This is a genomic window from Paenibacillus sp. JT31N17 (assembly GCF_056269255.1).
This window is the reverse complement of sequence record NZ_JBWDNP010000002.1, coordinates 99,709-124,819: the sequence shown is the minus strand read 5'-3', so window position 1 is coordinate 124,819 and position 25,111 is coordinate 99,709. Positions and strand designations below refer to the sequence as shown.

At 54.0% G+C, this 25,111-nt stretch carries 17 protein-coding genes; 2 read left to right on the top strand and 15 right to left on the bottom strand.

The window, feature by feature from the left end:
* Window positions 1-574: 574 nt before the first annotated feature.
* The 13 genes from AC0YOB_RS08150 to AC0YOB_RS08090 form a co-directional block, all read right to left on the bottom strand.
* Window positions 575-2,656: a glycoside hydrolase family 127 protein gene (locus AC0YOB_RS08150; protein ID WP_475792429.1), complete on the bottom strand. Its 2,082-nt coding sequence runs from the start codon at window positions 2,654-2,656 to the stop codon at window positions 575-577.
* Window positions 2,657-2,683: 27 nt separating this feature from the next.
* Complete coding sequence (locus AC0YOB_RS08145; RefSeq protein WP_475792428.1) at window positions 2,684-4,525, bottom strand: sensor histidine kinase; 1,842 nt, start codon at window positions 4,523-4,525, stop codon at window positions 2,684-2,686.
* A gap of 10 nt (window positions 4,526-4,535) precedes the next feature.
* Window positions 4,536-6,179: a response regulator transcription factor gene (locus tag AC0YOB_RS08140; RefSeq protein ID WP_475792427.1), complete on the bottom strand. Its 1,644-nt coding sequence runs from the start codon at window positions 6,177-6,179 to the stop codon at window positions 4,536-4,538.
* Window positions 6,180-6,583: 404 nt separating this feature from the next.
* Complete coding sequence (locus AC0YOB_RS08135) at window positions 6,584-6,874, bottom strand: hypothetical protein (protein WP_475792426.1); 291 nt, start codon at window positions 6,872-6,874, stop codon at window positions 6,584-6,586.
* Between the two features lie 29 nt (window positions 6,875-6,903).
* Window positions 6,904-8,103: a dockerin type I domain-containing protein gene (locus AC0YOB_RS08130; RefSeq protein ID WP_475792425.1), complete on the bottom strand. Its 1,200-nt coding sequence runs from the start codon at window positions 8,101-8,103 to the stop codon at window positions 6,904-6,906.
* 268 nt (window positions 8,104-8,371) lie between these two features.
* The gene (locus AC0YOB_RS08125) at window positions 8,372-9,418 is read right to left on the bottom strand and encodes an S-layer homology domain-containing protein (protein WP_475792424.1); all 1,047 of its coding nucleotides are present in this window, start codon (window positions 9,416-9,418) and stop codon (window positions 8,372-8,374) included.
* An 81-nt stretch (window positions 9,419-9,499) separates the two neighbouring features.
* Window positions 9,500-14,746, bottom strand: a complete 5,247-nt coding sequence (locus tag AC0YOB_RS08120; protein WP_475792423.1) for an Ig-like domain-containing protein — start codon at window positions 14,744-14,746, stop codon at window positions 9,500-9,502.
* Window positions 14,747-15,027: 281 nt separating this feature from the next.
* Window positions 15,028-15,861: a carbohydrate ABC transporter permease gene (locus tag AC0YOB_RS08115; protein WP_475792422.1), complete on the bottom strand. Its 834-nt coding sequence runs from the start codon at window positions 15,859-15,861 to the stop codon at window positions 15,028-15,030.
* Complete coding sequence (locus tag AC0YOB_RS08110; RefSeq protein ID WP_210045461.1) at window positions 15,858-16,811, bottom strand: carbohydrate ABC transporter permease; 954 nt, start codon at window positions 16,809-16,811, stop codon at window positions 15,858-15,860. The genes AC0YOB_RS08115 and AC0YOB_RS08110 overlap by 4 nt, the downstream gene beginning before the upstream one ends.
* Before the next feature lie 97 nt (window positions 16,812-16,908).
* Window positions 16,909-18,387 carry an ABC transporter substrate-binding protein gene (locus AC0YOB_RS08105; protein ID WP_475792421.1) on the bottom strand — a complete coding sequence of 493 codons (1,479 nt, stop codon included), beginning with the start codon at window positions 18,385-18,387 and terminating at the stop codon, window positions 16,909-16,911.
* A gap of 1,177 nt (window positions 18,388-19,564) precedes the next feature.
* Complete coding sequence (locus AC0YOB_RS08100) at window positions 19,565-20,416, bottom strand: NAD-dependent epimerase/dehydratase family protein (RefSeq protein ID WP_475792420.1); 852 nt, start codon at window positions 20,414-20,416, stop codon at window positions 19,565-19,567.
* 205 nt (window positions 20,417-20,621) lie between these two features.
* Window positions 20,622-20,927, bottom strand: a complete 306-nt coding sequence (locus AC0YOB_RS08095) for a hypothetical protein (RefSeq protein WP_475792419.1) — start codon at window positions 20,925-20,927, stop codon at window positions 20,622-20,624.
* Between the two features lie 264 nt (window positions 20,928-21,191).
* On the bottom strand, window positions 21,192-21,725 hold the full coding sequence (locus tag AC0YOB_RS08090; RefSeq protein WP_475792418.1) for an RNA polymerase sigma factor: 534 nt from the start codon (window positions 21,723-21,725) through the stop codon (window positions 21,192-21,194).
* A gap of 295 nt (window positions 21,726-22,020) precedes the next feature.
* Here AC0YOB_RS08090 and AC0YOB_RS08085 point away from each other — a divergent pair, with 295 nt between their 5' ends.
* Together AC0YOB_RS08085 and AC0YOB_RS08080 are read left to right on the top strand one after the other, a co-directional pair.
* Window positions 22,021-23,523 (top strand): alpha-N-arabinofuranosidase, encoded by a 1,503-nt coding sequence (locus tag AC0YOB_RS08085; RefSeq protein ID WP_475792978.1) that lies wholly within the window; start codon window positions 22,021-22,023, stop codon window positions 23,521-23,523.
* 12 nt (window positions 23,524-23,535) lie between these two features.
* Window positions 23,536-23,817 carry a DUF6171 family protein gene (locus tag AC0YOB_RS08080; RefSeq protein ID WP_475792417.1) on the top strand — a complete coding sequence of 94 codons (282 nt, stop codon included), beginning with the start codon at window positions 23,536-23,538 and terminating at the stop codon, window positions 23,815-23,817.
* 63 nt (window positions 23,818-23,880) lie between these two features.
* Here the strand turns inward: AC0YOB_RS08080 and AC0YOB_RS08075 are convergent, their stop codons facing one another.
* Both AC0YOB_RS08075 and AC0YOB_RS08070 read right to left on the bottom strand, forming a co-directional pair.
* On the bottom strand, window positions 23,881-24,042 hold the full coding sequence (locus AC0YOB_RS08075) for a hypothetical protein (protein ID WP_475792416.1): 162 nt from the start codon (window positions 24,040-24,042) through the stop codon (window positions 23,881-23,883).
* 309 nt (window positions 24,043-24,351) lie between these two features.
* Window positions 24,352-25,101, bottom strand: a complete 750-nt coding sequence (locus AC0YOB_RS08070; RefSeq protein WP_475792415.1) for a 4'-phosphopantetheinyl transferase family protein — start codon at window positions 25,099-25,101, stop codon at window positions 24,352-24,354.
* Between the last annotated feature and the right edge of the window lie 10 nt (window positions 25,102-25,111).

The window sequence follows — 25,111 nt, the reverse complement described above, 5'->3', positions numbered from 1 at the left end:
GTTCTTCTGAATTTATTTCCGCTCTCATTCAAACACAAAAAAAGCCGCATCTCATACCGTTCGCAGGAAAAAACAGTTTAAATGAGCGGAATCCGTATAAGGTTTACAATTATAGGGGAAAACGAAACAATGAAGATATTCACGGCCCAGCCGACGAGTCTACCTGCATCGTACAATTCGCAGTATGCCGTCAGCCGGCTGCTTGCTTGCGGCAGCAAAGAAGCCTTGTTTCTTTCCCGGTCCAGATAGCGCAATCATGCGCAGCAGCTTTCGGCAAATCAGAGATGTCTAAAGCCGCGCCTTGCACAACTATCAATTTAAAACGAAAAAGCACCTTCAGCCCCGCGATGCTGCGGTTCAGAAGATTCTCCCGTTTACTTCCGGCACCTCGCGGGCTCTCCCTGCGCTGAGGTATGACAGTGCGCAATAGCCGTTAACCTCCCGTTCAACAGGGAACTCCTCTGACGCACAATAAGGAGATTGCCAGCGGAGTGTTGTACGTTAGGCCGGGAATCATCGAGGTATCAATTCAGCTGGAAACAGGGCTGGACTGAAGCCTGACCCGGCTTTTCGGTTAGTCTCTGATCCACACCGCCATTTCGCCTGCTCCCCTGTTCGCCCAAGTGTAATAGGGGATGAATGTAACCTCAACAGGCTTCGATTGCCCGCTCACGCCGCTGCGGTACAAGGCTCCATTCCATTCGCCGCTGCCCCGCCTGAGGGCCTGTCCGGTTATGTGCGGAATCCCGCCCGCCGGCTGCGCTTCCGGGCTTGCTTCAAGACGGCTGCCCTCAGGCAAAACAATTTGATGCAAATCCGGCCCGTTGTCCGCCTCCTCCAGACAATAAACAAAAGGTCCGCGCTGAATTGCCGTCTTCCCTGCGGTCTGGCGGATATGCGGATGCCCCTTCATCCGCAGCACAGGCATGGAGAATGTTAAATCTACGGTATCCCCCGCTTCCCACTGCCGGTTAATAACCGCATATCCATCCTCAACCAGCTCATCAAGTTCGAGAGGAATGCCATTCACAAGGCAAGCTGCTTCCCCGCACCAATCCGGTATCCGCAGCGCCAACCGGAATGAAATCGGCGATTCCGGAAAGACCCGGAAGCTGACGGTTCCTTCCTGTGTATAACGCGAGTTCTGCTCGATCAGCACATGTTGATCGTCCAGCCGCCACTTCAGCCTGCTGCCGATATACAAATGCGTATAAAGCGTTCTATCCTGCGTGCAGTAAATATACTGCCCCAGCGAGGCGAGCAGCCTGGCGATATTGGGCGGGCAGCAGGCACAGCCGAACCAGCCCTGGCGCTCCGGCATGACATGATCGTACAATCTGTTCTTGCCATGCGCATGCGGATATACCTCCAGGGGATTAACATAGAAGAATCGTTTGCCGTCCTGCGACATTCCGCTCAGAACTGTATTGTACAAAGCGCGTTCCAGCACGTCGGCATACTCGCTCTTCGGTTCAAGCCGCAGCATCCGGCGGGCGAAAAAGATCAGGCCGATCGAGGCACAGGTCTCCGCATAGGCCGTATCCCCCGGCAGATCATAGTCCAGCGTGAACGATTCCCCATGCGCCATTGAGCCGATCCCGCCTGTAATGTACATCCGCTTGGAGACAATATTGCGCCACAGCCTTGTGCAGGCTTCAAGCAGCTTTGCATCAGAGGTTTCGGCGGCAACGTCCGCCATGCCCGCGCACATATAAACGACGCGGACGGCATGCCCCTCGGCCGCCGCCTGTTCGCGGACGGGAAGATGAGCCTGGCTGTATGCATAATCGCGGGTCACCGATATTTCCGGAAAATGAACCGTTCCGCCGCGCTGCTGCAGCTCCTTCTCATAAAAGTGGGGCTGCGCCCCGCGCTGATCGAGAAAATATTGGCTCAGCTTCAGGTAACGCTCTTCGCCGGTAGCGTGGTACAGCTTGACCAGCGCAAGCTCGATCTCCTGATGGCCGTCATAGCCCTGCAGCTTGCCCGGCTCAGTGCCGAACACGGTACCGATATAGTCGGCATACCGGCATACGACGTCCAGCAGTCTGTTTTTTCCCGTTCCGTTGTAATAGGCCACAGCCGCTTCGATCAGATGGCCGGCACAATACAGCTCATGGCATTCCGCCAGATTGGTCCATCTGCCCGCTGGCTCCTTTACCGTGAAATAGGTGTTCAGATAACCGTCCGGCTGCTGGGCTCTGGCGATGATATCGATCACTTCATCGGCCGCTCGCTCAAGCTCCGGATCGGGTGCGGTCCCCAGCAAATAACCGACGGCTTCCAGCCATTTGGCCACATCGCTGTCCTGGAACACCATCCCGTAGAATTCTCCCTCCTCATCGCCCGCGGCGATGCGGTAATTGCGTATCGCGCCGCTCGGCGCGGCCTCGGGCACCCGGTCGTTCAGAACCTCCCATTGATAAGGCACAACCACCTCGCGGACAAGCCGGATATAATCGGACCAGAAATCATCCTGAATCTCCGCTGCCGCAAGAAGAAACGGCTGTCTCTGTCCTCCGGAGGCAAAGTTAGTTTCTTCCCCAAAACGATCAGAAAAGGATGCGTCGCCTTTTGTGCGTTCTGATTGTACATGAAATGTGGACTGCTGCGATTTCGGTTTCATCTTGAATCGTCCTTTCGAAGTAGCATCCATGCAAAACCTCCACCCTGCTCGGCGCACCTAGAATTGAAGCGGCAGCCTGATCGTCACGACCGTGCCTTCGCCTTCCGCCGAGTCTATATTCAGCCCATAATCCTCTCCATACAACAGCTTGATCCGCTGCTCGATGTTTTTGATCCCGATGCCATCCGATTGCGGGTCCAGCAGCTTTTGCACCGTGCTTTTGTCCATCCCCTTGCCGTTGTCCGCCACCTTGAAGCACAACACGCCGGAAGATTCTTCGCCGCTGATGACGATCAGACCTCCGGAGCGCGCATCCTCAAATCCATGAATAATGGCATTCTCGATTATCGGTTGAAGAAACAGCTTCGGGACCTTGCATTCCTCGGGCAAGCCGTCCATTTCGATTTGGATGGTAAATACGCCATCGAAACGCTTTTCCATAATATGCGTATAGCCGCGAAGCCAGATCAAGTCGTCCTTCAGACGAACCGGCTCCTGCTTGTTGTTGACCGTATACTGCAGCATATTCGACAGGCTGACGATCATTTTGCTGATGGCCAGCTGGTCCTTGCCGATTGCCATCCAGTTGATGATATTCAGGGTATTATACAGGAAATGCGGATTAAGCTGCAGGTTGAGCGCCATAATCTCCGCCTCCTTCTCCCTGAGCGTAACCTCGTAGTTTTCCCGGATCAGCTCCTGGATTTTATCGTTCATATGATTGAACTTCTTGATCAGAACATTAAATTCGTAGTCGGGCTGATCGGGAATCTTGGTGGAAAAATCGCCGGTTCCCGTCAAATGGATCGCGACCAGCAGCTTCTTGATCGGCTTGATCAGCCAGCCCGATACGATATACGCAATAAGAATGGCCAGCAGCGTCAGCGTTCCCGCGAGTATCAGATCCAGATAACGGATGGCGGGCAGCTCGCGGATCAGCTGCTTGTAGGGAACGACGGATATCGTCTTCCAGCCCGTCACGGTCGAGGTGTCAAAGCAGATCAGCATCTCATTGCCGTCCACCTCTCCGGTCAGCGTCCCGTTCTCCGCCTTGAAGGCGGCATCCAGCCATCCGCTTGTATCAAGCGTCGCCAGCTTCGCCGTGTCCGGGTGGTAGACGATCTCTCCCTTATCCGAGACGACATACATAAAAGAATCCTTGATCGGCAGACTGAATTTCAGAATATCCCGGTAATACGTTTCCGAGAAATTGATCAGCAGCACCGGCTTCTCGACATGAGCCGCAAACGAGCGGATGACGCCGTCCACAATCGGGGCGCTGTTGATGACCCGGGCGGTCGAAAACATATATTTGAATTTGGGATCGACGCCGCGCAGCTCCGGCTGGGCGAATTTGCTGGAGTAGTCGTAGGTTGGAATCCAGATCAATTTGCCCTGCTCTTCGATCGCCCGACGGTAAATATCCGAGGACCGGAAGCCCTCGGGCGATACGGAGAAGAAGGGTGAATTTGTCGTGATCGACGGGGCGTTGCCGCCAAAGCTGTAATAGCTGGTGACCAGCTGCGCCGTATATTTGTCCTGATCCCGGCCAAAATATTTGGTCAGAATCGCCGTCACTTTCTTATCCATCTGCACCAGGCTGTGGTCGCTCTTGTCGGTCACATGATTGAACAGATCGTACAGATCCTGATCGGAGATGAGCGATAAGGTACGCTCCTCGATTCCGCTGAGAATGATGTCGATAATTTCATTGTTCTTCTTCACGATTTCCAGAATGCTGTCTCTGGAGTTGTCCAGGATAATGCCCGAGCTCGTGCTGTAATGCTCGAAGCCGTTAATAATGGACGGCAGCGAGATAAGCAGCACGTAGAAGAAAATCAGCTTGGTGCGGAACCGCATGCGCATAAACCGGTCCCGCAGCGAAGGCAGCAGTTTCATAAAGCTCCTCCTAGCGCCGGGTCATGGAGCGGGATATAGTGCGGTATTCCTCGGGCGTAAGAGAGAATTCTTTCTTGAACACGCGGTTGAAATATTTCACATCCTGATAGCCGAGCTTGGCGGCAATCTGATACACTTTGTCGTTGCTGCCCTCGAGCAGCTCCTTCGCCTTCGCCAGTCTGATCTGGGTCAGATAGAGACTGAAATTGATGTTCATCTTGCTTTTAAAATAATTGCTGAAGTAGCTGGAGCTGAAATGAAAGACGGCGGATACCGATTCAAGCGACAAATCCTCCATATAATGCTCGTCAATGTAGGCCAGGCAGTGCTGAATGAGCGCTTCCTTGCGGCTTGTTTTCAATTCCCGCATCCGGTCCGCAATCGTGCCCAGCACGGATGCGGCGTTTTTCTTCAGGTCCTCTATATCGGCCGACTGTTTCAATCGGCTGTCAATTACCTCAAGCAGGGAGGAGCGAAGCTCATCCTGCCCCAGAAATTCAGGCGTGTCGACCGCTTCGGCAAACAGCGCGGCGATATACCGCAGGAGCTCTCCGGGCTCCGGCCACCCCGGGGCCGCAATTCGCTCAAACATGCTGCAGACGAATGATTCCCGTTCGCGCATATCCCCGTTGTGAAGGACGTCGGTCAGCAGCGCCGCATCCTTGCTGCCATGCGGGGACGGCAGCTGTACCTTGGGCTGCGGCTGTTTAACGCCGAATACATCCGGGCTGACGCCAAGGAATACCCGCCTGCCCGGCTCGTAAAACCGGCCTTCGCAGGCCTGCCGCGCCTGTGCCGCGAGCCTTGGCCCCGCAAGCGCGATATTCGCCGCCTCGACGCTGATACCAATGGACATGCGAAGCACGGCAGTCTGCCCTTCGATTTCAATTGCTTCCGAAATGCCGGACAAGGCTTCGAGCACGGCGGCAGACAGCGGCGCATCCGTTGCCGTTATGAGCCGGCTGCCGTCCTGGTCCAGAAAAAAGCTGCAGAATCGGCCGTAATCACCAATCAGATCTCCGATGGCGTCCTTGATTTGCATTTTGCAGGAGCTCGCTTCCGGCTGCGGCATCCGGCTTGCATCGTAGGCGATATCCGTCAGCAGCAGACGGCCGGCTCCGCCGAAACCGAGAATATCCTCCACTTCGGTTAGTTTCGCGGGCGTATCGGCTTCACCCTTTAACCATCCATTCAATAGCCGTTGATGATAGACCGGGAATACACGCTGCAGCTTCTGTTCCATCTGCCTTTTCTCCTCAAGCAGCCGGACCTCCGTCTCGATGCTTCGCTCGGCCTTCTCCAGCACATGCGTAAACTGATCGACATCGAGCGGCTTCAGCAAATAATCAAAGGAACCAAGACCGATAGCTTTCTGCGCATAATCGAAATTGCCGTATCCGCTCAAAAATATAACCTTGCGCGGATTATTGTCATCACTCAGGCTGCCGATAAATTCAAGCCCATCCATCATCGGCATCTGAATATCCGTAATAATGATCTGAAAGGATTCCTCCGTACAGAAGCCCAGCGCTTCCTTCCCGTTTCTGGCGGTATAGACCGCATAATGGGGCCGTAGCTTGTGAAACATATTCGACAGTCCAGCCAAATGCATCGGTTCATCATCAACAAGCAGTATGTTATAAATAAGCTGCAACCTCCCACCAGATCCGCAAGATTATCCATCAACAGATCAACGGCAATCAGCCAGTCTGAAGATACAATATGTATCTCCAATACTAATTGAATGCGCTTACAAATTGCAAACGCTTATTTTGTAGAACCCTGTAGAAACAACGGTTGAACCGTGAATGTTTTGTGAAATGCCGTCGGGAGCCGCACCTGATGTCCCGGCGGCGGCAATAAGCCTTGCGGCCTGCTTTTTCAAAATTTTGCCCGGCAGGAATATTGTCGTCATGATGCATTGTACATACTTCATAAGAATTAACGGTTGATGCTGCCCTTGGAGGGAAACCTGGAACGTTACGTACAGGAATTTATAGGGTGAGACTCGGGTAGATTCAAAACGTTTAAAAAACCGGGCAGCCATGAAACGGATTATCATCGTCGTTTCCGGCTGCCTGGTACTTGCTGTTCCTTCACCTGACTTGACATGCGGTTATCCAAAATATCAGTCTTGCCATCGCCGAAAGGTCTTCGATGTCGATTAGACCATCCGCGTTCAGATCGGATTTTCGCATACTGCGGCCAGTTCGGATCTGCCGCTGTCCTGCCGTATACGGCTGCAATAATGGCAAGATCTCCGACCGTAACTTTGTCGTCGTCATTCATATCACCCGGCCGCGTCTCGTACAAGCGTTTGCTTGTATGGAAACGCCTACCATATGACAACCCTCCCGATTTAAATGATTTATTTTCAATCAGCCCAAAATCAGAATGGCAAGCCTGGCCAAATCCTCAATATCCACGACACCGTCGCCCGTCAGGTCCGCTGCTTTTATGTGTTCCCAATCAGGATCGGAGGAGCTTTTGCCGTAATGAACGGCCATGGCTCCCAGATCGCCGACACTATGCCGGCCATCGTTGTTTACATCTCCCGGCTCCTGTGCGTTAACGGAGGATTGGAACGATTGCAGCGCATCCGCCAAATCCGACACGGCCCTGGCAACCGTATCCGCTGCCGCCCCGGCATCCTGTTCGACCGATGCGGCCCGGCCGATCTCCGCAGCAAGCAGCGCCTTCGCTCCCGGCGGATACTGCCCCGGCATCGTCCCCTCCGATGCGGCATCCAGCACAGCCTGCGCTTCGGCGATCAGCTGCCTGAGGGCTGTTTTATCGACCTCGCCAGTCACGATCAGCAGCGCAAACACCGCTTCCTTGACGCCATGTTCCCTGCCGTCGGCTTCCGCCGCAACCGCAGCTGCCGCAATCGTGGTGCTTCCCGCCCCATTGGCAGCCTTCACCTTCCAGCGCAGCTTCAGCAGCGGACCGTCATCGCGTATGCCGCTGTCAAGTCCCGGACTTGCCGCTATAATACGAAGCTGTCCGCCACTGCCCTGCGTTTGCCCCGCAATCGCAAAGCCGTCCCTTGCCGGCACGGCATCCAGAAACTCCAATGCTTCCGGATCATAGGTCACCGATATGTCCTGGGCATAGAGAACGCCCTTTACTCCGGTGAGTCCATAAAGGGTTTCAAATTCCCCTCCAGCCGCAGCTTCAGACGGTCCGGACACAGCGGCCGACAAACCGGACGGCTCCACCGGCTTGCCCAGCAAAATCCGTGAAGCGAGGCTCGTCAAATCGGCAATATCGACGATTCCATCGCCGTTCAGATCCGCTTTGGCATGCTGCTGCCAGTCAGGGTCTGCCGACGTTCGGCCATAGGAAGCGGCCATGATGCCGAGATCGCCGATACCAAGCCTGCCGTCGCCGTTCAGATCCGCGCTGTCTTCGGCCGCAGCCGGATCGGGGTTTGCTGGACCCTCCGCTCCTGCACTGTCTTCCGCATTGGCGGCGTCGGCGGCAAATAATGGCGGGCACAGCGGCATCCACAAAACCGCCGCAAATATGACAAATGCGAGACAAAAACGAATAACAGGTGCGCGAGTGAATAACCGCATTCCCCAAACTCCTTTCTTTCCATTTGTGTATGGTATCCGGCTTCCCCGCCGTACGCTTAAGCGCCTTCCCGTCAGCGTCGTATCCTTGCATGGCTGACGTTCGCCTGCTGTATCGGGTTACCGGCTTCATAATGTTGCCGAGGAATATCCAAGCGGTTATGCAAATGGGCCAGCCCCCGTCATACCGCCTGATACGCACGCCGAGGCGTGCGTTATGAAAACAGGGCAGGTCGCCTGGAGCTCCGCGCCCGTTGCTGCAGATGCCGGTCTACCCCGCAGTTTCCGTGCGGTAATCCAGAAGCGCCAATATCAGAGTGACCGCTTCAGCCCGCGTCGCATGCTCCATAGGGGCGAACAGGTTGCCCCCTCTTCCCTGAATCAGGCCGGCTTCCGAAGCAGCAGCGACCGACGGGTGCGCCCAGGCAGGAATTTGCGCAGCGTCCGCGAAGGATGATTTCAGCCCGGAATCCGGATTCAGCTTCAAGGACCGCGTCAGCATTACGGTAATTTCCGCTCTTGTGATGGAATTGCCCGCACGGAACGAGCCGTCTTCATAACCCTCCAGTATGCCGGCTGATGCCGCCTGGGAGATGAAGGATGCCGCCCACTGCGGGATATGACCGCTATCTTTAAAACCGGCAGTTCCTCCGCCTTCGTCATCGAGCTTCAGCGCCCGCGCCAGCATCGCCGCGAACTCCGCTCTTGTCACCTGTCCCTGCGGACGGAATTTCCCGTCCTCATAACCCGTCACAAAGCCCAGGCCAACCGCATGTTCGATATTCTCCTTGGCCCAATGGCCCTTGATATCGGAGAACAACAGCTCCGTGCCGTCACTTTTACCGGTCTTCGCCTTGGCCTGCACGCCGGCCGTCAATTTCACGGCTTTGAGCTTGCTGTCCACCAGCTTCACATCCGTAAGCTTCACCGAAGCGTCGCCTTCGGCCAGCGCTTCAAAGGTAAGCGTGCACAGCTCGATGCTGCCGCTGTCTCCGGCAACCTCACCCGTCTTCGTGTGGGCGAAGACGATGCGGTCCTCCTTCGGCGTTGGCGAAACGGAGAAGCCTTTTGCCGTGCTCTTCGCGCTTTTGAACATAAGCACCTTCTTGTCGTAAACAAAATTAACCTCGTATCCGTAAACATCCGATAAGTTCGACCCGGTTGCGGTTACCGTTACCGATTGCCCCACGGTCGGAGCGGATGTTGAGAATGCCAGCTTGAAGGAAGGGCTCTGCGCCGCCATTGCGGCGGAAGGCTGCAGACCATAGAGCAGGATCATAACGATAGACAGAAGGATTGGCGGCCATTTCAAATTCATCGGGAAACCTTCCTCTCGTAGGAAATGAGGGGACGGCACAGTCGGCCGTTCCCCTCCGCATGCTTGTTCTTCAAGTGCTAATTAACCAAGTATCAGTCTTGCCAGCGCGGACAGATCCTCAATATCGATTTTGCCGTCGCTGTTGTAATCGGATTTCTCGTACTGTGACCAGTTTGGATCGGCCAATGTCTTGCCGTAGCCTGCGGCAACAATAGCAAGGTCGCCGATGCTTACTTTGTCATCATGGTTGATGTCGCCCGGAATACCCGTGATGACCGCAGCCTTGAAGGTTTGAAGCGCTGCGTTCAGATCGGTTACCGCCCCGGCAACCTCCTCCGAAGTCGATCCGCTGTCTCCGGCTACTGCCTTGGCATCGTCAATCGCTGCCAGCAGAGCCGCTTTCGCGCCAGCCGGATATTGACCAGGCTGTGCACCGGTTACGGCCGCATCGTATGCAGCCTGCGCTTCATCGATCAATGAGCGGAGCGCCGCTTTGTCGATGGCGTTGATGCCAATCGCGAATGCTTTGCCCGGTATGACCGTTTCCACGCCGCTTGCGTCAGCCAATGTCACCTGCGGGATGGATACATTGGCGGAGGTCGACGCATCGGTCGTTTTCGCCTTGAAATGAAGCTTCATAATATCGCCGGACACGTCCGGGTTCGTTCCAATATTAACGGTCAGAAGCCTTACACTGCCCGCCTTCGCGTCTTCGCCGACGAGCACGATGTTCTCATTCAGCATCGTGTCGTCCACGCCGATCCATTCCAGCTTGTCGGCATCGTACGTAACGGTCAGATCCTGGGCCAGCATATTTTTCGCCGAAGCGCTCAAGCCGAAGGTCAATTCGAATGTCTGTCCGCCTTCTACCGCCGCAGGACCGGTAAGGGTGCCTGACAGCGAAGAGGTAACCGTCACGTTTGCTTTGGCCTTCATTGTCGTTCCGGCTACCGTACCGTTCACGGAGAAGACTCCCGCAGCGGCATATTTCGCCGGATCAATCGCATCCCAAACCACTGCAGCCTGTTTGGTCGTGCCGTCACTGTACCTGGCCGCTACCGCAGCAGGCAGCACGGGAGCCGTCCCCGATTCCGTCGTTACATTGACGTCAGTGATGCTGGTGACAACAGGCGTACCCGTATCATTCATCACCGTTACATTGGCCTTGGCCGTAATTGTGGTTCCCGCCACCTTGCCGCTGACGGTGAATTGTCCAGGCTGATTCAAGAGCTCGGGATCGTATTCGTTCCAGACTACCGTAATGTTCACGTTGTCGACCGATCCATCGTTATAGGTCGCCTCGACAACCGATGGCAGAAGCGGAGCCTTGCCCACGGTCGTGACCACATTCTCATCGGCAATGCTCGTAATCGTAACCGCATCCGTCACACGAACATATATGGTTGCTTCAGCGGGCACATTCGTACCGTCAACTGCCCCGGTAATGGTGAAGCTGCCCGGAACAGCCAGCTGTCCGGCTGTAATCGGATCCCACAGCACGGATGCCTGGGAGGTTGTGCCGTCGACCAGAACCTTGGTTACTTGTGCCGGCAGTACCGGCTGCACATCATGCAGCGTGCTGACTTTGACCGGCTTGACGCTGGCCGTTGGGGAAGCGTATACCTTCCATTCCAGAATACCGGTCCACTGCGTGCCTCTGGTGATCGTCATCCGCAGCTTCGTCGTAGTGATCGACGGGAAGGTTGTCGTGTTGTACTTGTTCAGTGCCACCCCGTTGCCTGTCGTGCTCGGCACATCGATGAAGGCGGTGCCGTTCCAATACTGCAGCTTGCTGGCCGTCGGGGCGAGTATCCCGCCGTTGTCCGTCCACCAGTATACATCCGATTTATTGATATTGACCGGCGACTGCCAGTCGTACTGGACCCACTGGGTTGCACCGGAGGCATTCCAGTTGCCGTAACCGCCGCCCGTTTTATCCGTGGAGTTGCGCGGATCGTAGCCGTCCTTGATCGCATTCAGATTCTCCCATGTCGAGACGTAGGAGGTGCTTGCCGTCGCGGCCAGAGCCACATTCACTTCATTAGGCAGCGGATCGACCGTTACCGTGACATCGACGGCTGTCGACAACTCGCCGTCGGTAGCGGTGACTGTCACGACATAGGTGCCCGGCTTGCTGAAGCTGGCAATGGTATTCTCGTTGGCAGCATTGGCGAAGACCGCCTGGCCGCCTGCCGGTCCGCTCTTCAGCGTCCAGAGCGAAGACAGCTTGCCGTCCGGGGCTCCGTCATCCGTGATTGAAGCGAGCAGGCTGGCCTTGAGCGGAATCCTCGCGCCCGAATCCTGCTGAGCCAGCACAACCGGCGGCGTATTGACCGCTTCCGGAGCTTTTACACCGGTATTGAATACTTGAATTTCCTTGAGCCCGATGCCAAAGCCTGCTTTCGGCGTCATCATAACCCTGAGCTTCTGCGCCGTTACAGGCGGGAATTGATCATGGTTGAAGTTGGCCAGAGTCGGCGACTTGTATTGGCCGGGAATCGATTTCCAGGTGCCGGACTCATCGTCCAAATATTGAACCGAATATAAGGATGGCTCGCTGTATGTGTTTGTCGGCTTGTCATTGTAGAAATACAGCTTGATGTCGTCAAATGTCTTCGGCGCGCCCAGATCGAGCTGGAACCAGTCCTGCGCGTTCGACGAACCCTTGCTGCCCCAGATTGGAGGATCAGCGCGGAAGCCGCCGGACGAGTATGCATTGCCGCTGACGGTGAAGCCGTTCACGGCATTGGCCGTCGATGTGTTGGGGGCGGTGAAGGATGCTGTCGCACTGGCGTTCAACGCCAGATTGTCCGCGCTGCCCGACTCGGCTGAAAGATCCACGCCGGCCTTCTGGAACAGATCGACCGCACGCTCGTTCGTCGACAGGTCGACCTCATTGGCCGCTTTCAGACTCGCACTGCTGTTATGAGCAAGCACAGCTGCTCCGCTTGCGTCCTGGACCGACACTTCGCCGGTAGCCGGATTCCATTCCAGATGGGCCAGCTTATCCGTGGTAAATGCCAGCTTGCCGTCGATATACAGCGAGTAGCCCTCAGGGGAACCCGGATAGCTGATCGTACCGTCCGGCTTATCCCATACGATGGTCATGTCGCTGCCATGATAGCTCAGATTGTTGACGGTGAATTTATCCCATCCGATATCGATCGGCCACAGCTCCACCGTGGAATCGATACGCGGTACGAGTCCGCCAATGTCCTCAATAACCGAGTAATTGTAATTGCCGAGAATGTTATGATGAATGCCGGATCTGCCGCCGATTTGCTTGGTTGTCGGGTTCCAGTTGTACCAGTATTCGTTGTTGTCCAGGTATTGAATATTGCCGTTTGGCGCCATAGCCCAGCCGGTCCAGTACATCAGCTTCTTGTACATATCCGCCGTAATGTAGGATTGATCCGGGTATTTGCGCAGCACTTCGGTGAAGAGCCTCATGTCGCCCGTAGCGTTGATGTTGGAGAAGTTATTGCTTCCGCCGACTCCCGCCGCCACTGCCAGCGCTTTGTCCTTCTGGTTCGCGGTATAGAACGGGAAGATCGGAAATTCATCCTTGTCCGCCCAGAAGCGGAGCGATTCCAGATACTTGGGGTCATCCTTCGGAATAAGTCCGTCCATCTGGAAGGCATAGTAATTGTTCGCGTCCTTCCAAGGGATGAAGCTGTTGGAGAATAGGTCCTTTTGCAGGAACATATCGGTCGAATCGTCCCACAGAATGTTCAGGAACGAATTCCGGATTTTCCCGGCAAGCTCGTTCATCTCGTCGGCTTTGGCCGTATTGCCAAGCAGAGCGTACGCATTGGCTGCAGCCTTGGCGTTGCCGTAGACAAATGCGCTTTCCGTGCGGTCCTGATCGATATTGCCACGCTTCTGGTAATAGTTGAACGCATTGGCATCGGCGTCATTGCCTGTCAATGATCCCCAATCGTAGTTGATCAGATAGTTGTCGTTGGTATCGAACCGGTCCAGCTGGCCCTTGACATCCTTCTCCGAGTAACGTGCCAGATTGTTCAGTATCTTGGTCTGTCCTCCGTGAACCTGATACGTCTGCCACGCGGAGTCTCCAATGTACTGGGTATAGCTGTTGTTCCAGTTGGCGGGATCGCCAGGATTGTCTGTGAACAGGCTGTCCCGGGATGATTCGCCTGCAGATACCCAATCCCCGTAGGAATAGATCGGATTGCGCAAATATTTCAAATCCTGCATATGCATCGGCTGCGTCAATACGATGGCATTGTTGTAGCCGAGCACTCCCTCTATGGATACCGGGAACTGGAAATCATTGCCCGGGATGTTCGCATCAAGGAAGTTGAAGCGGTTCAGCCACCAGCGGTAATACACGATTTTCTTGATATTCTCGTCGGGAACGTCGATGTACGGAATATTGTCCGCCCACCATTCGTTATATTCCTTCATTTGAGCCAAGTAAGCCGTATTCGCGTCATAGCCTTTATAGCGGTTGTAATCGGCCAGCGATTCCGGGATTTCATTGGCGATAAAGCCCATCTGGAACTTGATCGTAACCGATTCTCCCGCTGCAAGCTCGACCGATCTGGTCAAAATTCCGCCGGCTGCCGACATGCCGTCGCCGCTCAACCGCAGATACAGCTTGGTCAGCTTGTTCTTCACGTCGATGACGCCGGTCAGCTCGGCGCCGTCCGCCGAGGCTGTCGTCGCATAAGGCGAGTCTGCCGTCAGCGTCAGACTTTTGCTGCTCGTCCCCGTATTCTTGATCGTTACATTGGTCACGGCAACGTTATTGTCGGTAATGAATTTCGTTTCCTCCAGCGTGTAGCCGGCCGTCGCCGCGTTGAAGAATCCGTACCAGTAGCTCGGCGTCTGGTAGCGCTTGGAGGAATCCTCCGTGAACGTTACGCCTGCCGCCTGGATGGAATACGCCTTCTGGTTGCTGATCTCGTCCCAATAAGCCACATCGTTCCCGAACCCGATAACCGATGCGGTATGTTTATACATATAAAGCGCCTTGCCCCGCGAAAGCATGAAGCTCCCCGTTGTATCGTTGCCGGTGCGGGCCAGCAATCTATCCATCCAGAATGAGGTGCCTCCGGCGGCTATATCCGCCTCATACATGGCTCTCATCATGCTGCTTCCGGCGGCGTAAGCGGCAGGCTCCGCAGGGACAACCGGGTTGCCGCCGGGATTGACGAACACGGGCATGCCCGGATCGTTATTATGCGGGACCGCATCCGCTGCGGAAACGAACATGCCGGGACCCAGCAGCAGCGATACAGCCATAACCGTACCCGCTACCGATTTGCCGACCGACTTGCGAATGGTGCTCTTAAAGCGCAGCATACGATACCTCCTTATTGTTCATGGTCAACTTCACTTGTTTAGCAACGCGCAGCATACCATAACCTCCCGAAATTAATGTCACTGCTGATGTTTCCCGTCCGGCCCGCCTCAAGCTGCGGTCATAAAGATGTGGCGGGCGGATCGCCCGGACGCTTCCCAATATCCGGCGGCGCTGTCATTTTTCTTTCTTTAATTGATCGCCGGACCTCGACTTGCAAGCGGTTTCTTTTTGGGGCATCACTCCCTTCCAAAAGGGCGGCCAAGCTGTAACGGGCATAGGCCTACCCTTTTATTCCCGTCATGGCAATGCCTTCGATAAAATAACGCTGGGCAAACAGAAAGACGATGAGAGACGGGATGACAATAACGGAGGTCGCCGCCATCATCAGATTCCACTGCGCGGAATAGGAGCCCTGGAACAAGGTCAGTCCCTGCATAAGCGTGTAATGCTTCTCGGAGGTAATAAACGCGAGGGGACCCAGATAATCGTTCCAGTTGGAGAGAAAGGTCAGCAGCCCGACGACGATCATCGCCTGCTTGCTGATCGGCAGCACGATCTGCCAGTAAATCCGGAAATGGCCAGCCCCGTCCACCTTGGCCGCTTCGTCCAGATCCCGGGGAATGCTCATGAAGAACTGCCGCAGCAAAAAGATGTTGAACACCCCGCCTCCAAACCAGGCCGGCGCAATAAGCGGTACGAACGTATCCGTCAGATTAAGCGTCTTCCAGAAGACGAACTGCGGGATCATGACGACAAAGAACGGAATCATCAGGCCCGTCAATATAAAACCGAATACCTTATCCCTGCCGTACCATTCGATCCGCGAGAAGCTGTAGGCGCAGATCGACGCGGAGAGCAGCACCCCGGCGATCGCCGATACCGTAATAATCGCACTGTTCATGAAAAACCGTCCGAACGGATATGCGCTGAGCGCATCACGGAAATTATCGAGAATCAGCTTCGGCGGAATGAGCTTCGGCGGCACCTGATACAAATCGCCCATCTGAATAACGGAGGTGCGAAGCATCCAGATAATCGGGAACAGGCAGAACACGCTTCCGGCAAGCAGCAGAATATAGACAATCGTCTTGTTTAAGAGCGATAGTTTTCTCATTTTTTACCGCCCCCCTGCCCTTCGTAATGAACCAGCGTTTTGGAAAATATGAATATGACAGCCGTGAACAGGATAATCACGATGAACAGCAGCATCGAAATCGCGCTGGCGCTGCCCATTCTGGCGAATTTGAAGCCTTCGTTGAACAGGAACAGCACGTACAGCAGACTCGAGGTGCCCGGTCCTCCCTGCGTCATGACCGCCGGCTGGACGAAGGTCTGGAAGCCGTTGATAAAAGCAATGACCGTGTTGAAAAAAATGATCGGCGAGCTGAGCGGGATCGTCACATAGATCAGCTTCGCGAAGGCGTTCCCGCCGTCGATTTCAATCGCCTCGTACAGATGGGACGGAATGTTCTGAAGCCCCGCGAGAAAGATGACGATCGTGTTGCCGAGCGTCCAGAAGCTGAACAAAATGAGCGTCGGGATGACGGAATTCATCTCTCCAAGCCATTTGGACGTTGGCAGATGCAGCGATTCGAGCGCAAAATTGACGATGCCGAAGTCCGGCTGGAGCAGCCACAGCCATACCATGGAGGAAGCGGCCAGCGGAATAATGACCGGCAGGTAGAAAATGCCCCGGAAAACCGCCCTGCCGGCGATTCGCTGATTAAGCAGTATCGCGACGAAGAAGGAAATGATGATGCCGAGCGGAACGCTGACGCCAACGTAGTAGACCGTCGCTCTTACCGCCGGGTAGAAGAATGTATCGGCTCCGCTGAAGAGACGGGTGTAGTTATCGAGTCCGATAAACTTTGGAGTCGTGCCGACATTGTATTCGGTGAAGCTCAGAAACAGCGTGACGGCGATCGGAATAATGACGAAGATCAAATAACCGGCCAGCACGGGTGAAGCGAACAGCACGCCATAGAAGAAATCTCCGGCCCGTTTTCTTTTCTTTACCGAAGGCTCAGCGCTGAGCGCGCCCTTGACTTCCGTTACCGTTTTCATAAGGTTTCTCTCCAATTTGCATATTCATTGAAGCGGCCGGACCGGGAAGTCCGGCCGCTGCTGACAGCCTGCATGGCCGTCCAGATCTGATATTGACTTAAGGGGCGTCGTAGCGTCCTTGAATTTCGGGCAGCACCTTCGCTTCCGCTTCCTTCATTGCCTCGGCCGCTGTCTTCTTGCCGAGCATGACGGCATCGATCTCAGCGAACGTAATCGCGTTGATTTTCGAGAAGTTCTTGACGTAATAAGGTGCGGACGGAACGGCGTTATGGAGCAGATTATTCATCATGGCATCCTTGAAGCCTGCGGGATGCGCCGGGTTGTTCTCGGCCCACTGCGCGACAAGCGCGGGGTCCGTATACCATTTGGTCATGGTCGGCATCCACAAGCCGCCTTTGTACAGATCAATCGAGCCTTCCGGATTTTCCAGGAATTTGGTCAGCATCCACGCCTCCTCAATATGCGGCGATGATTTATAAATGACGGACAGACCGCTTGTACCCATCGGCACGCTGCGTTTCATTTTCGGCAATACTCCGATGTCGTAGTTCACCTTGGCAGCACCCAAATCCAGATTGATCCATTGTCCGTGCATCGACATGGCAACGAGCTTCGACTGCAGAGCCACGGCTTGCGACGGAATCGATTTCGCCTGAACCGGCGATGGCGCCACATGATGGACATTGATCAGATCGGCCATCCGCTGAATAGCTTCAGTCGCCTCCGGCTGGCTGAAGCCGAATTTGCCGTCCTTCGTGATCCATTCGCCCTCGTTGTTGACGACCTGCGCCTGCACCGGTCCCCACCATGTCTCGAAGGAAACGCCGAACTGCTTGATGTTCTTCGGATCAAAGCCCTCCTCGGAGGCGTTCTTGCCGTTCTTGTCGAGAGTCAGCTTCTTGGCCACCTCTACGAATTCATCCCATGTCCAGGCTTCCTCCGGCTTCGCCGGCGGGTACGCCGCTTTCGCCGCATCGAACAGATCCTTGTTGTAGAACAGGCCGAACATTTCGCCTGCCGTGCTGATGCCGTATGCGAAGTCGTCGGATGCCTTGAACCAGATGTAATCGAGGAAGTCTTCCCGTTTAAGCTCCGTATCCTTATCGAGCAGCTCGAACAAATTGACGAACTTCCCTTCATTCTGCCAGGGATCGGCCAGCTCGCCGTGCATATAGCCGAGGTCCGGCGACTCGTTGCCGGCTACCATCGCGGTAATTTTGGCATCATAGTCGGCCTCCGGAATATGGATCGGCTCCACCGTTATCCAGGGGTACTTCTCGGTAAATTTCTTCGTCGCCTGCTCCAGCGCCGTCTTCTCCTGCGGGCTTCCCCAGTAGGTAAATTTCAGCGTCACCGGCTCCTTGCTCTCTTCCTGCGGCTCGCTGTTCGCGTTGTTGGCCGGCGTATTGGCAGGCTCATCAGCCGTTTGATTGGCAGGCTGGCTTGCCGGCACGTTCGCTCCGCCCTCTTCAGCCTTGTTGTTATTGCCTCCGTTTGAGGAACAAGCGCTGAGCAAGCTGCTGAGGACCAGCGTAAGAATGACCAGTAAAGCAAGTGCCGTTCTCCTCTTCTTCATTCATAACCCTCCCGATATTCACTGTGATGAGGCGCTGTATGCGGCCTCTGACATTATTATATTGAACACGCTTACAGTAGAAAATTGGATATTCTTGCGGTTGGTGGACTATCTAAAGAAGTTGGCGAAAAAACGGTAATGTGTGGCAAGAGTGCAGCGGCCGGGATGATCTAACTATAAGCTTTAGGCAGGGACGGAGCTGTCTGGGGAAAAGGAACCCTGCTTTGGGAACTATCTGACGTCATTGACGGTATGAGTCCATTATGGCTTTTCCTCACTGGAGAGGCTGGTCGGTGCTTTGTCGCGCTGAAGTGGCAGTCTAGCAAGGTTTTTCCTGGCTACAGTGGACCGGACAGAGGCCAGTGGCTGTCCAAGACGGTTTTTCCTCACTGGAGAGGCTGGCGGGTGCTTTCGCGCGCTGAAGCGGCACTCTAGCAAGGTTTTTCCTGGCTGCAGTGGTTCGGACAGGGGCCAGTGGCTGTCCAAGACGGTTTTTCCTCACTGGAGAGGCTGGGCGGGGTGCTTTCGCATGCCAAAATGGCAGTCTAGCAAGGTTTTTCCTGACTGAAGTGGACCGGGGCGGGACCAGTGGGTGTCCAAGACGGTTTTTCCTCACTGGAGAGGCTGGTCGGTGCTTTGTCGCGCTGAAGTGGCAGTCTAGCAAGGTTTTTCCTGGCTACAGTGGACCGGACAGAGGCCAGTGGCTGTCCAAGACGGTTTTTCCTCACTGGAGAGGCTGGCGGGTGCTTTCGCGCGCTGAAGCGGCACTCTAGCAAGGTTTTTCCTGGCTGCAGTGGTTCGGACAGGGGCCAGTTGGTGTCCAAGACGGTTTTTCCTCACTGGAGAGGCTGGCGGGTGCTTTCGCATACCGAAGTGGCACTCTAGCAAGGTTTTTCCTGGCTGCGGTGGTTCGGACAGGGGCCAGTGGGTGTCCAAGACGGTTTTTCCTCACTGGAGAGGCTGGCGGGTGCTTTCGCATACCAAAATGGCAGTCTAGCAAGGTTTTTCCTGGCTGCGGTGGTTCGGACAGGGGCCGGAACAGGAGTGTGCGCATGACGGTTTTTCCGCTCTATTATGTTAAACCCAAAAACGCCCCTCAACCCGGCATAGCCGAATCAAGAGGCGTTCATATTTACCGCTTACACCGCATTTTAACGCAATCTTCCCCGTAAATTTCCTACTCTTCTTTTACATAATCGCGCCAGACATGCTTGGGCTGCCAGCCAAGCAGCCGCTTCGCTTTCTCGTTGCTCAGCAGCGATTCGTAGCCGGTAAGCGGCTGGCGGAAATCGTTCACCTCGGGAAAACGCGCAGCCATCAGGTCGCGGCTTGTCACCGCCATGCTCGTATCGTCGGCGGCCAGATTGAGGGCGACCGAACCAAGCCCGTCCGTTTCTATCGCCAGACGGCATGCTTCGGCAACATCGCGGGTATCCACATAGCTCCACAGAATCCGGTCACGCATCTCCGGATTATGAATGAAACGCGGGAACCCCTTGTATGCATCCGGCGCAATAACGTTGCCGATCCGCATCGATACGACCTGCATGCCGGTGCGGCGGTGGAACATGTCCGCTGTCTGCTCATTCACTACCTTGGACAGGCCGTAGCTGTCCTGAGGCAGCTGCGGATGCTCCTCATCGACCGGCACATACTGCGGACCGAAGCGGTTAACCGCAAACACGATGCCGTAGGATGACTCGCTGGAAGCGATAACCGCCTTCTTGATTCCGAGTCCTGCAGCCGCTTCCAAAATATTATACGTAGACATGACATTGTTGTTGAAGGTCACTTCGCTTGGCTTGATATACGCCGCCGGAATAGCCGCAAGATGCACAACGGCATCCGCTCCCGCCAGTACGCCGTATGTTTCGCCAAGGTTGTTCAGATCTATGAGAAGCGTCGGACAAAGCGGCTCCTCAGGACGCTTTACGTCCGCATTTATTACGTCATAGCCCTGTTCGACAAAATGCTTGACCACCCATTTGCCCAGCATCCCGCTTCCGCCGGTAACCACTACTTTCGCCATTCTACTGGCCTCCTCCTGTTTGGTCTTTCACCCGAACTTTTCTATAAACCTCTTATAGTATACGTTCCGCCCTATGCAATTAAAAGTAGTGAATTTATTTACATTTAATTATAGATGATATATCTACTATACTTTATAATACCCCATATAATCGTTGACCTTCTGATCATTATCATCTGTACCTTGATCGCCTGATGAACGCATTTCATTGAAATTCTATAATAAAAGGCTCGATATATGCTGCCTGGAATGCAGCAGTCACAGACGCAGGCCTTATCTCTCGTACATACGGTTTCTGTGCATCAACCACAAGCCTGCTGTTGTCTGGACTCCATGCCATCCAGGAGGGAACGGCACCCTGATTAACCGACATCTCGTTCAAAATATTATTTCCCTGCTGCTTGCCCGCATAAATCGTCAGATCCTTGCCCATCCAGTACGCGATATATTTCCGGTCCGGAGACAGCTGAAAGCTGATTGCCAGCCCCAGCTGGACAAGATACCGCCGCATTGCGCAAAATCGTACGGATACAGAGCGCCATCCGCCCCAATGTAAGCAATCTGATGATTATTGACCCAGGCGGCTCGGCTGCCTCCATCCGGCCAAACGGCTGAAACATCCCCGCCGAGCCCGGTCTCTTATTGGCTTACAAAACCGCTCCTTCTCCAGTTCCGGGATGAGACTGATGCCGATTCGATCCCTTCATTGTCTGCTTACCGACCAATCTCCTGCAGATTGGCTAACATCTCTTTTAACCATCTGTCCAAAATAGGGTCAGCATGACTGTTCCATTTCCCGTGCCATGGACTGCAGTTTCTTTTTTGAGCGGTGTAACTGTGACTTCACTGCACTAACGGAGGTGTTGTGAAAACGTGCCAGCTGTTCATAGGACATCCCGTATTCATATATAAGCAAAAGAGACTGCCGATGCTCCGGTTCCAATGACAAGAGCAGCTCGTGGACGGTCTTCATTTCTAGTTGATGTTCCATTCCTTCTTCGGCAGCTCCAGTGAAGAATTCGATGTTATCGTTCCATATTTCCTGTCTTCTAAGTCTCTTCCGGTAAAAGTCGATAGCCGTATTTCTGGAAATGGCGTTTAGCCAGGCTTCCTTCTTTTCTTTATCCTTCAACGTATGGAAACGGCGGAAAATCTTCATGAAGGTTTCCTGTGCCACATCCTGAGCCAGAAAGTGGTCTCTTATAATCGAATAGGCAGAATAATAAACTTGCTTGTAGTGCTTTTGATATAAAGCGCTGAAAGCATCGTCCATTGTTCCATCCTTCGCTGTCTGTTCATCCTTTAGCATAGAAGCCCATCCTCTCGAAAGATGATCTCCCCCATCATCGTTCACGCTGTCCTGACGATCTTTCTCTCCTTAACCGGGTCTATCCCTCTCTTATCCTATAAGTTCGATATGAATAAAGCTTCTCCAACTTGTAAAAAGCATGTAACAAAGTTACCCGTCTTTTAATCCGCCTCTTCACCAAGCAGAAAAAGTTGCAAATAACTCCAAAAACTCCTATTATGATATTAATTAATATAATCATTATATTAATTAATAATAATATTAATTCAAGGAGATGAAGCTGGCAGTGGCAGATCTGAAAACAGTAACCAACAAAGTCATTGTGAATACGGATTTAAAAGAGGGCACAGTCAACCGCAATCTATACGGTCATTTCTCCGAGCATTTGGGTAGATGTATTTATGAAGGAATCTGGGTTGGCGAGGATTCTCCCATTCCGAATACGAATGGTATCCGTAATGATGTTGTTGCTTCGCTCAAGAAGCTTAAAATTCCTGTACTGCGCTGGCCGGGAGGCTGCTTCGCCGACGAGTATCACTGGAAGGACGGCATCGGTCCAAGTGAATCCCGCAAGCGGATGATCAATACGCATTGGGGCGGCGTCATTGAGAATAACCACTTCGGTACCCATGAATTTCTGATGCTGTGTGAAATGCTGGAATGCGAGCCCTACATATCCGGCAACGTCGGCAGCGGGACGGTCCAGGAAATGTCGGAGTGGGTGGAATATATGACCTCGGGCGGCGTGTCCCCAATGGCGGACCTGCGCAAGCAGAACGGCCGGGAGAAGCCGTGGCACATCAAATATTTTGGCGTGGGCAACGAAAACTGGGGCTGCGGCGGCAATATGCGTCCTGAATATTACGCCGATCTCTATCGGCAATACCAGACGTATGTCCGCAATTACGAAGACAACCGGATATACAAAATCGCCTGCGGCCCTAACGGTGCAGATTACCGCTGGATGGAAACGCTGATGAAGGAAGCCCATACGAAGATGGATGCGATCAGTCTTCATTATTATACGGTTCCCGGCAGCTTCTGGGATGGAAAAGGAGCAGCGACCGGCTTCCCGGAAAACGAGTGGCATCTAACCATGAAGAAAGCGCTTTATATGGAGGAGTTGATCACGAAGCACTCCGCCATTATGGACCAGTATGACCCCGGCAAGCGGGTCGGATTGATTGTGGACGAGTGGGGGACCTGGTTCGACGTAGAGCCTGGCACCAATCCGGGCTTCCTGTACCAGCAGAATACGATTCGCGATGCGCTCGTAGCCGGGATCACCCTTCATATCTTCCAGCAGCACTGCGACAGAGTGCAGATGGCGAACCTTGCCCAAATTGTGAATGTGCTGCAGTCCGTGATCTTGACGGAGGGGGAGAAGATGCTTCTGACGCCGACCTATCATTTGTTCGACCTGTTCAAGGTTCATCAGGATGCGGCCCGTCTGCATACACACAGCATATCGCAGGACTATGAAGGAGAAAGCGGCAGCATACCGCAGATCTCCGCTTCCGCCACTGAAGATGGGCAAGGCCGCATTCATGTCAGCTTATGCAATATAAGCCATCAGGACGGAGCTGAAGTTGAGATTGAGCTTCGGGGATTGGAAAACAAAACGCTCGCTATCACAGGCACAGGCTTGTCTGCCGATGTCATCGATGCCCATAATACGTTTGAACAGCCTGATAATGTGAAGCCAGCCCCATTCCATTCCTTCACCAGAGAAGGCTCCACAATCAAGGCAAAGCTTGCGCCGATGTCAGTAGTCTTGCTTGAAATTGCTGCGGAATAGGAAGCCATCTCCATGAGTCCTATGAATCATACCTCTTCCTGCAAAGGCTGCTCCGATCATTACAAGGTGACGGAAGAGCAAATCAACCGGATCTTGTCGTCTAATCTGGTCAAGCACGGCAGCTGTGTGCCCGATGAGCTGTACGAGCGGAGACTCGGCGCCTGCCGCGAATGCGCCAGGCTGCTGGATGGCACAACCTGCATGCTGTGCGGCTGTATTGTCCGCGTTTCCGCCAAGTTTGCGGAAAAGCGCTGTCCCCATCCGGGCGGGGACCGGTGGATGGCAGAGCCTTAAATAAAGCCAGCAAGGGGAGTGCATCATGATTATCATGCTGCACTCCCCTTGCTTATCTGTTTTCTAATGGATGTGTTCAACGCCGATACATGAAATCCCATCCTGTTTGGCAAGAAGCAGCGCTGAAAGGCGCCATTGCAAAGCCGGTGCCGGACTAAGCGACAAACGGATGCTGCAAGCGCGAATCCCTGGATGAATCTGATTGGCGGCATCATTAAACGCCACAGAATACCTCCCGCTAGGGAAGGTAAACAAATTGATTTTATTTAACATGACAGCGGGTACATTGAGCATGAATTTCTCATTAAAAGTCATAAGGTTCCAACGAATGCTTCGGACATCCCTACTCTCAATGCGCTAAGCTTTCCGGCCTGTGCTACAAAGCTCCGCAGAGAGCAAGTCAATTTCCATTTATCTATATGATATTGATAATCATTATTATTGCAAGTGTAACAAATTATGGACTATTTTAAAAGCATTGCAACAAAGTCGTCCTGATCGGCTCTTTCGATTCAAGCAACTGAGAAGACTGGCTTAAGAGTGACCCTGCCTTTTCCCTGCCTGCAGGGAATTATAAGGTGAACGGATGGATTCGAATCGACTAAGAAGCTCTTCCTCGTCCCACACCGACGCTTCCTCCGGGAACGAATCATGCATGGCGCATACCGCAAGCTCATATCCTGGGCAGCAATCGTACAGCCGAAAACTGCAATGCTGCAGCAGAAGCTCTGTGTTCAGCTTGATTCCGGGGCTCCTGCCGCTATCGTCAATAGAGAAGCTGAACGTATCAAGTCCAAGCCGCATCCCCCGGCCATCGGCCTTCATATAGCTTTCCTTCAGCGTCCACAGCCGGTAGAAGGCCCTCGTACGCTCGATGCCTGTCAATCTATCGAGATCCGCCGCTTCCTGCTCCGTGAAAAATCGCCTTGCTATGCCGGGCTCAACCTCTTTGATCTGCTCTACATCAATGCCGACTGGCTGCCGGTCCGTGATGCAGGCAACCCACTCGCCTGAATGCGCAACGTTGAAATGAAAGTCTGCAATCCCATCGAGCTGCGGTTTCCCGTTATTGTCAGGCACGATCCGCAATGCCGAATTGGCTAGCCCGAGCTCCTCGCCAATCATCGTACGTATGAGCAGCTCCGCCATCAGTCCTAAATTAAAATCTTTGTTATGACGGAAACGCTGCAGCCTGTCCAGCTTTCCGGACGATATGTGCCCCAGCAATTCAGCATATCGCCCGCGGCTTCCTTCCGTATGGATGCGTACTGCCGTCACTCTCATCCCGGTCCCC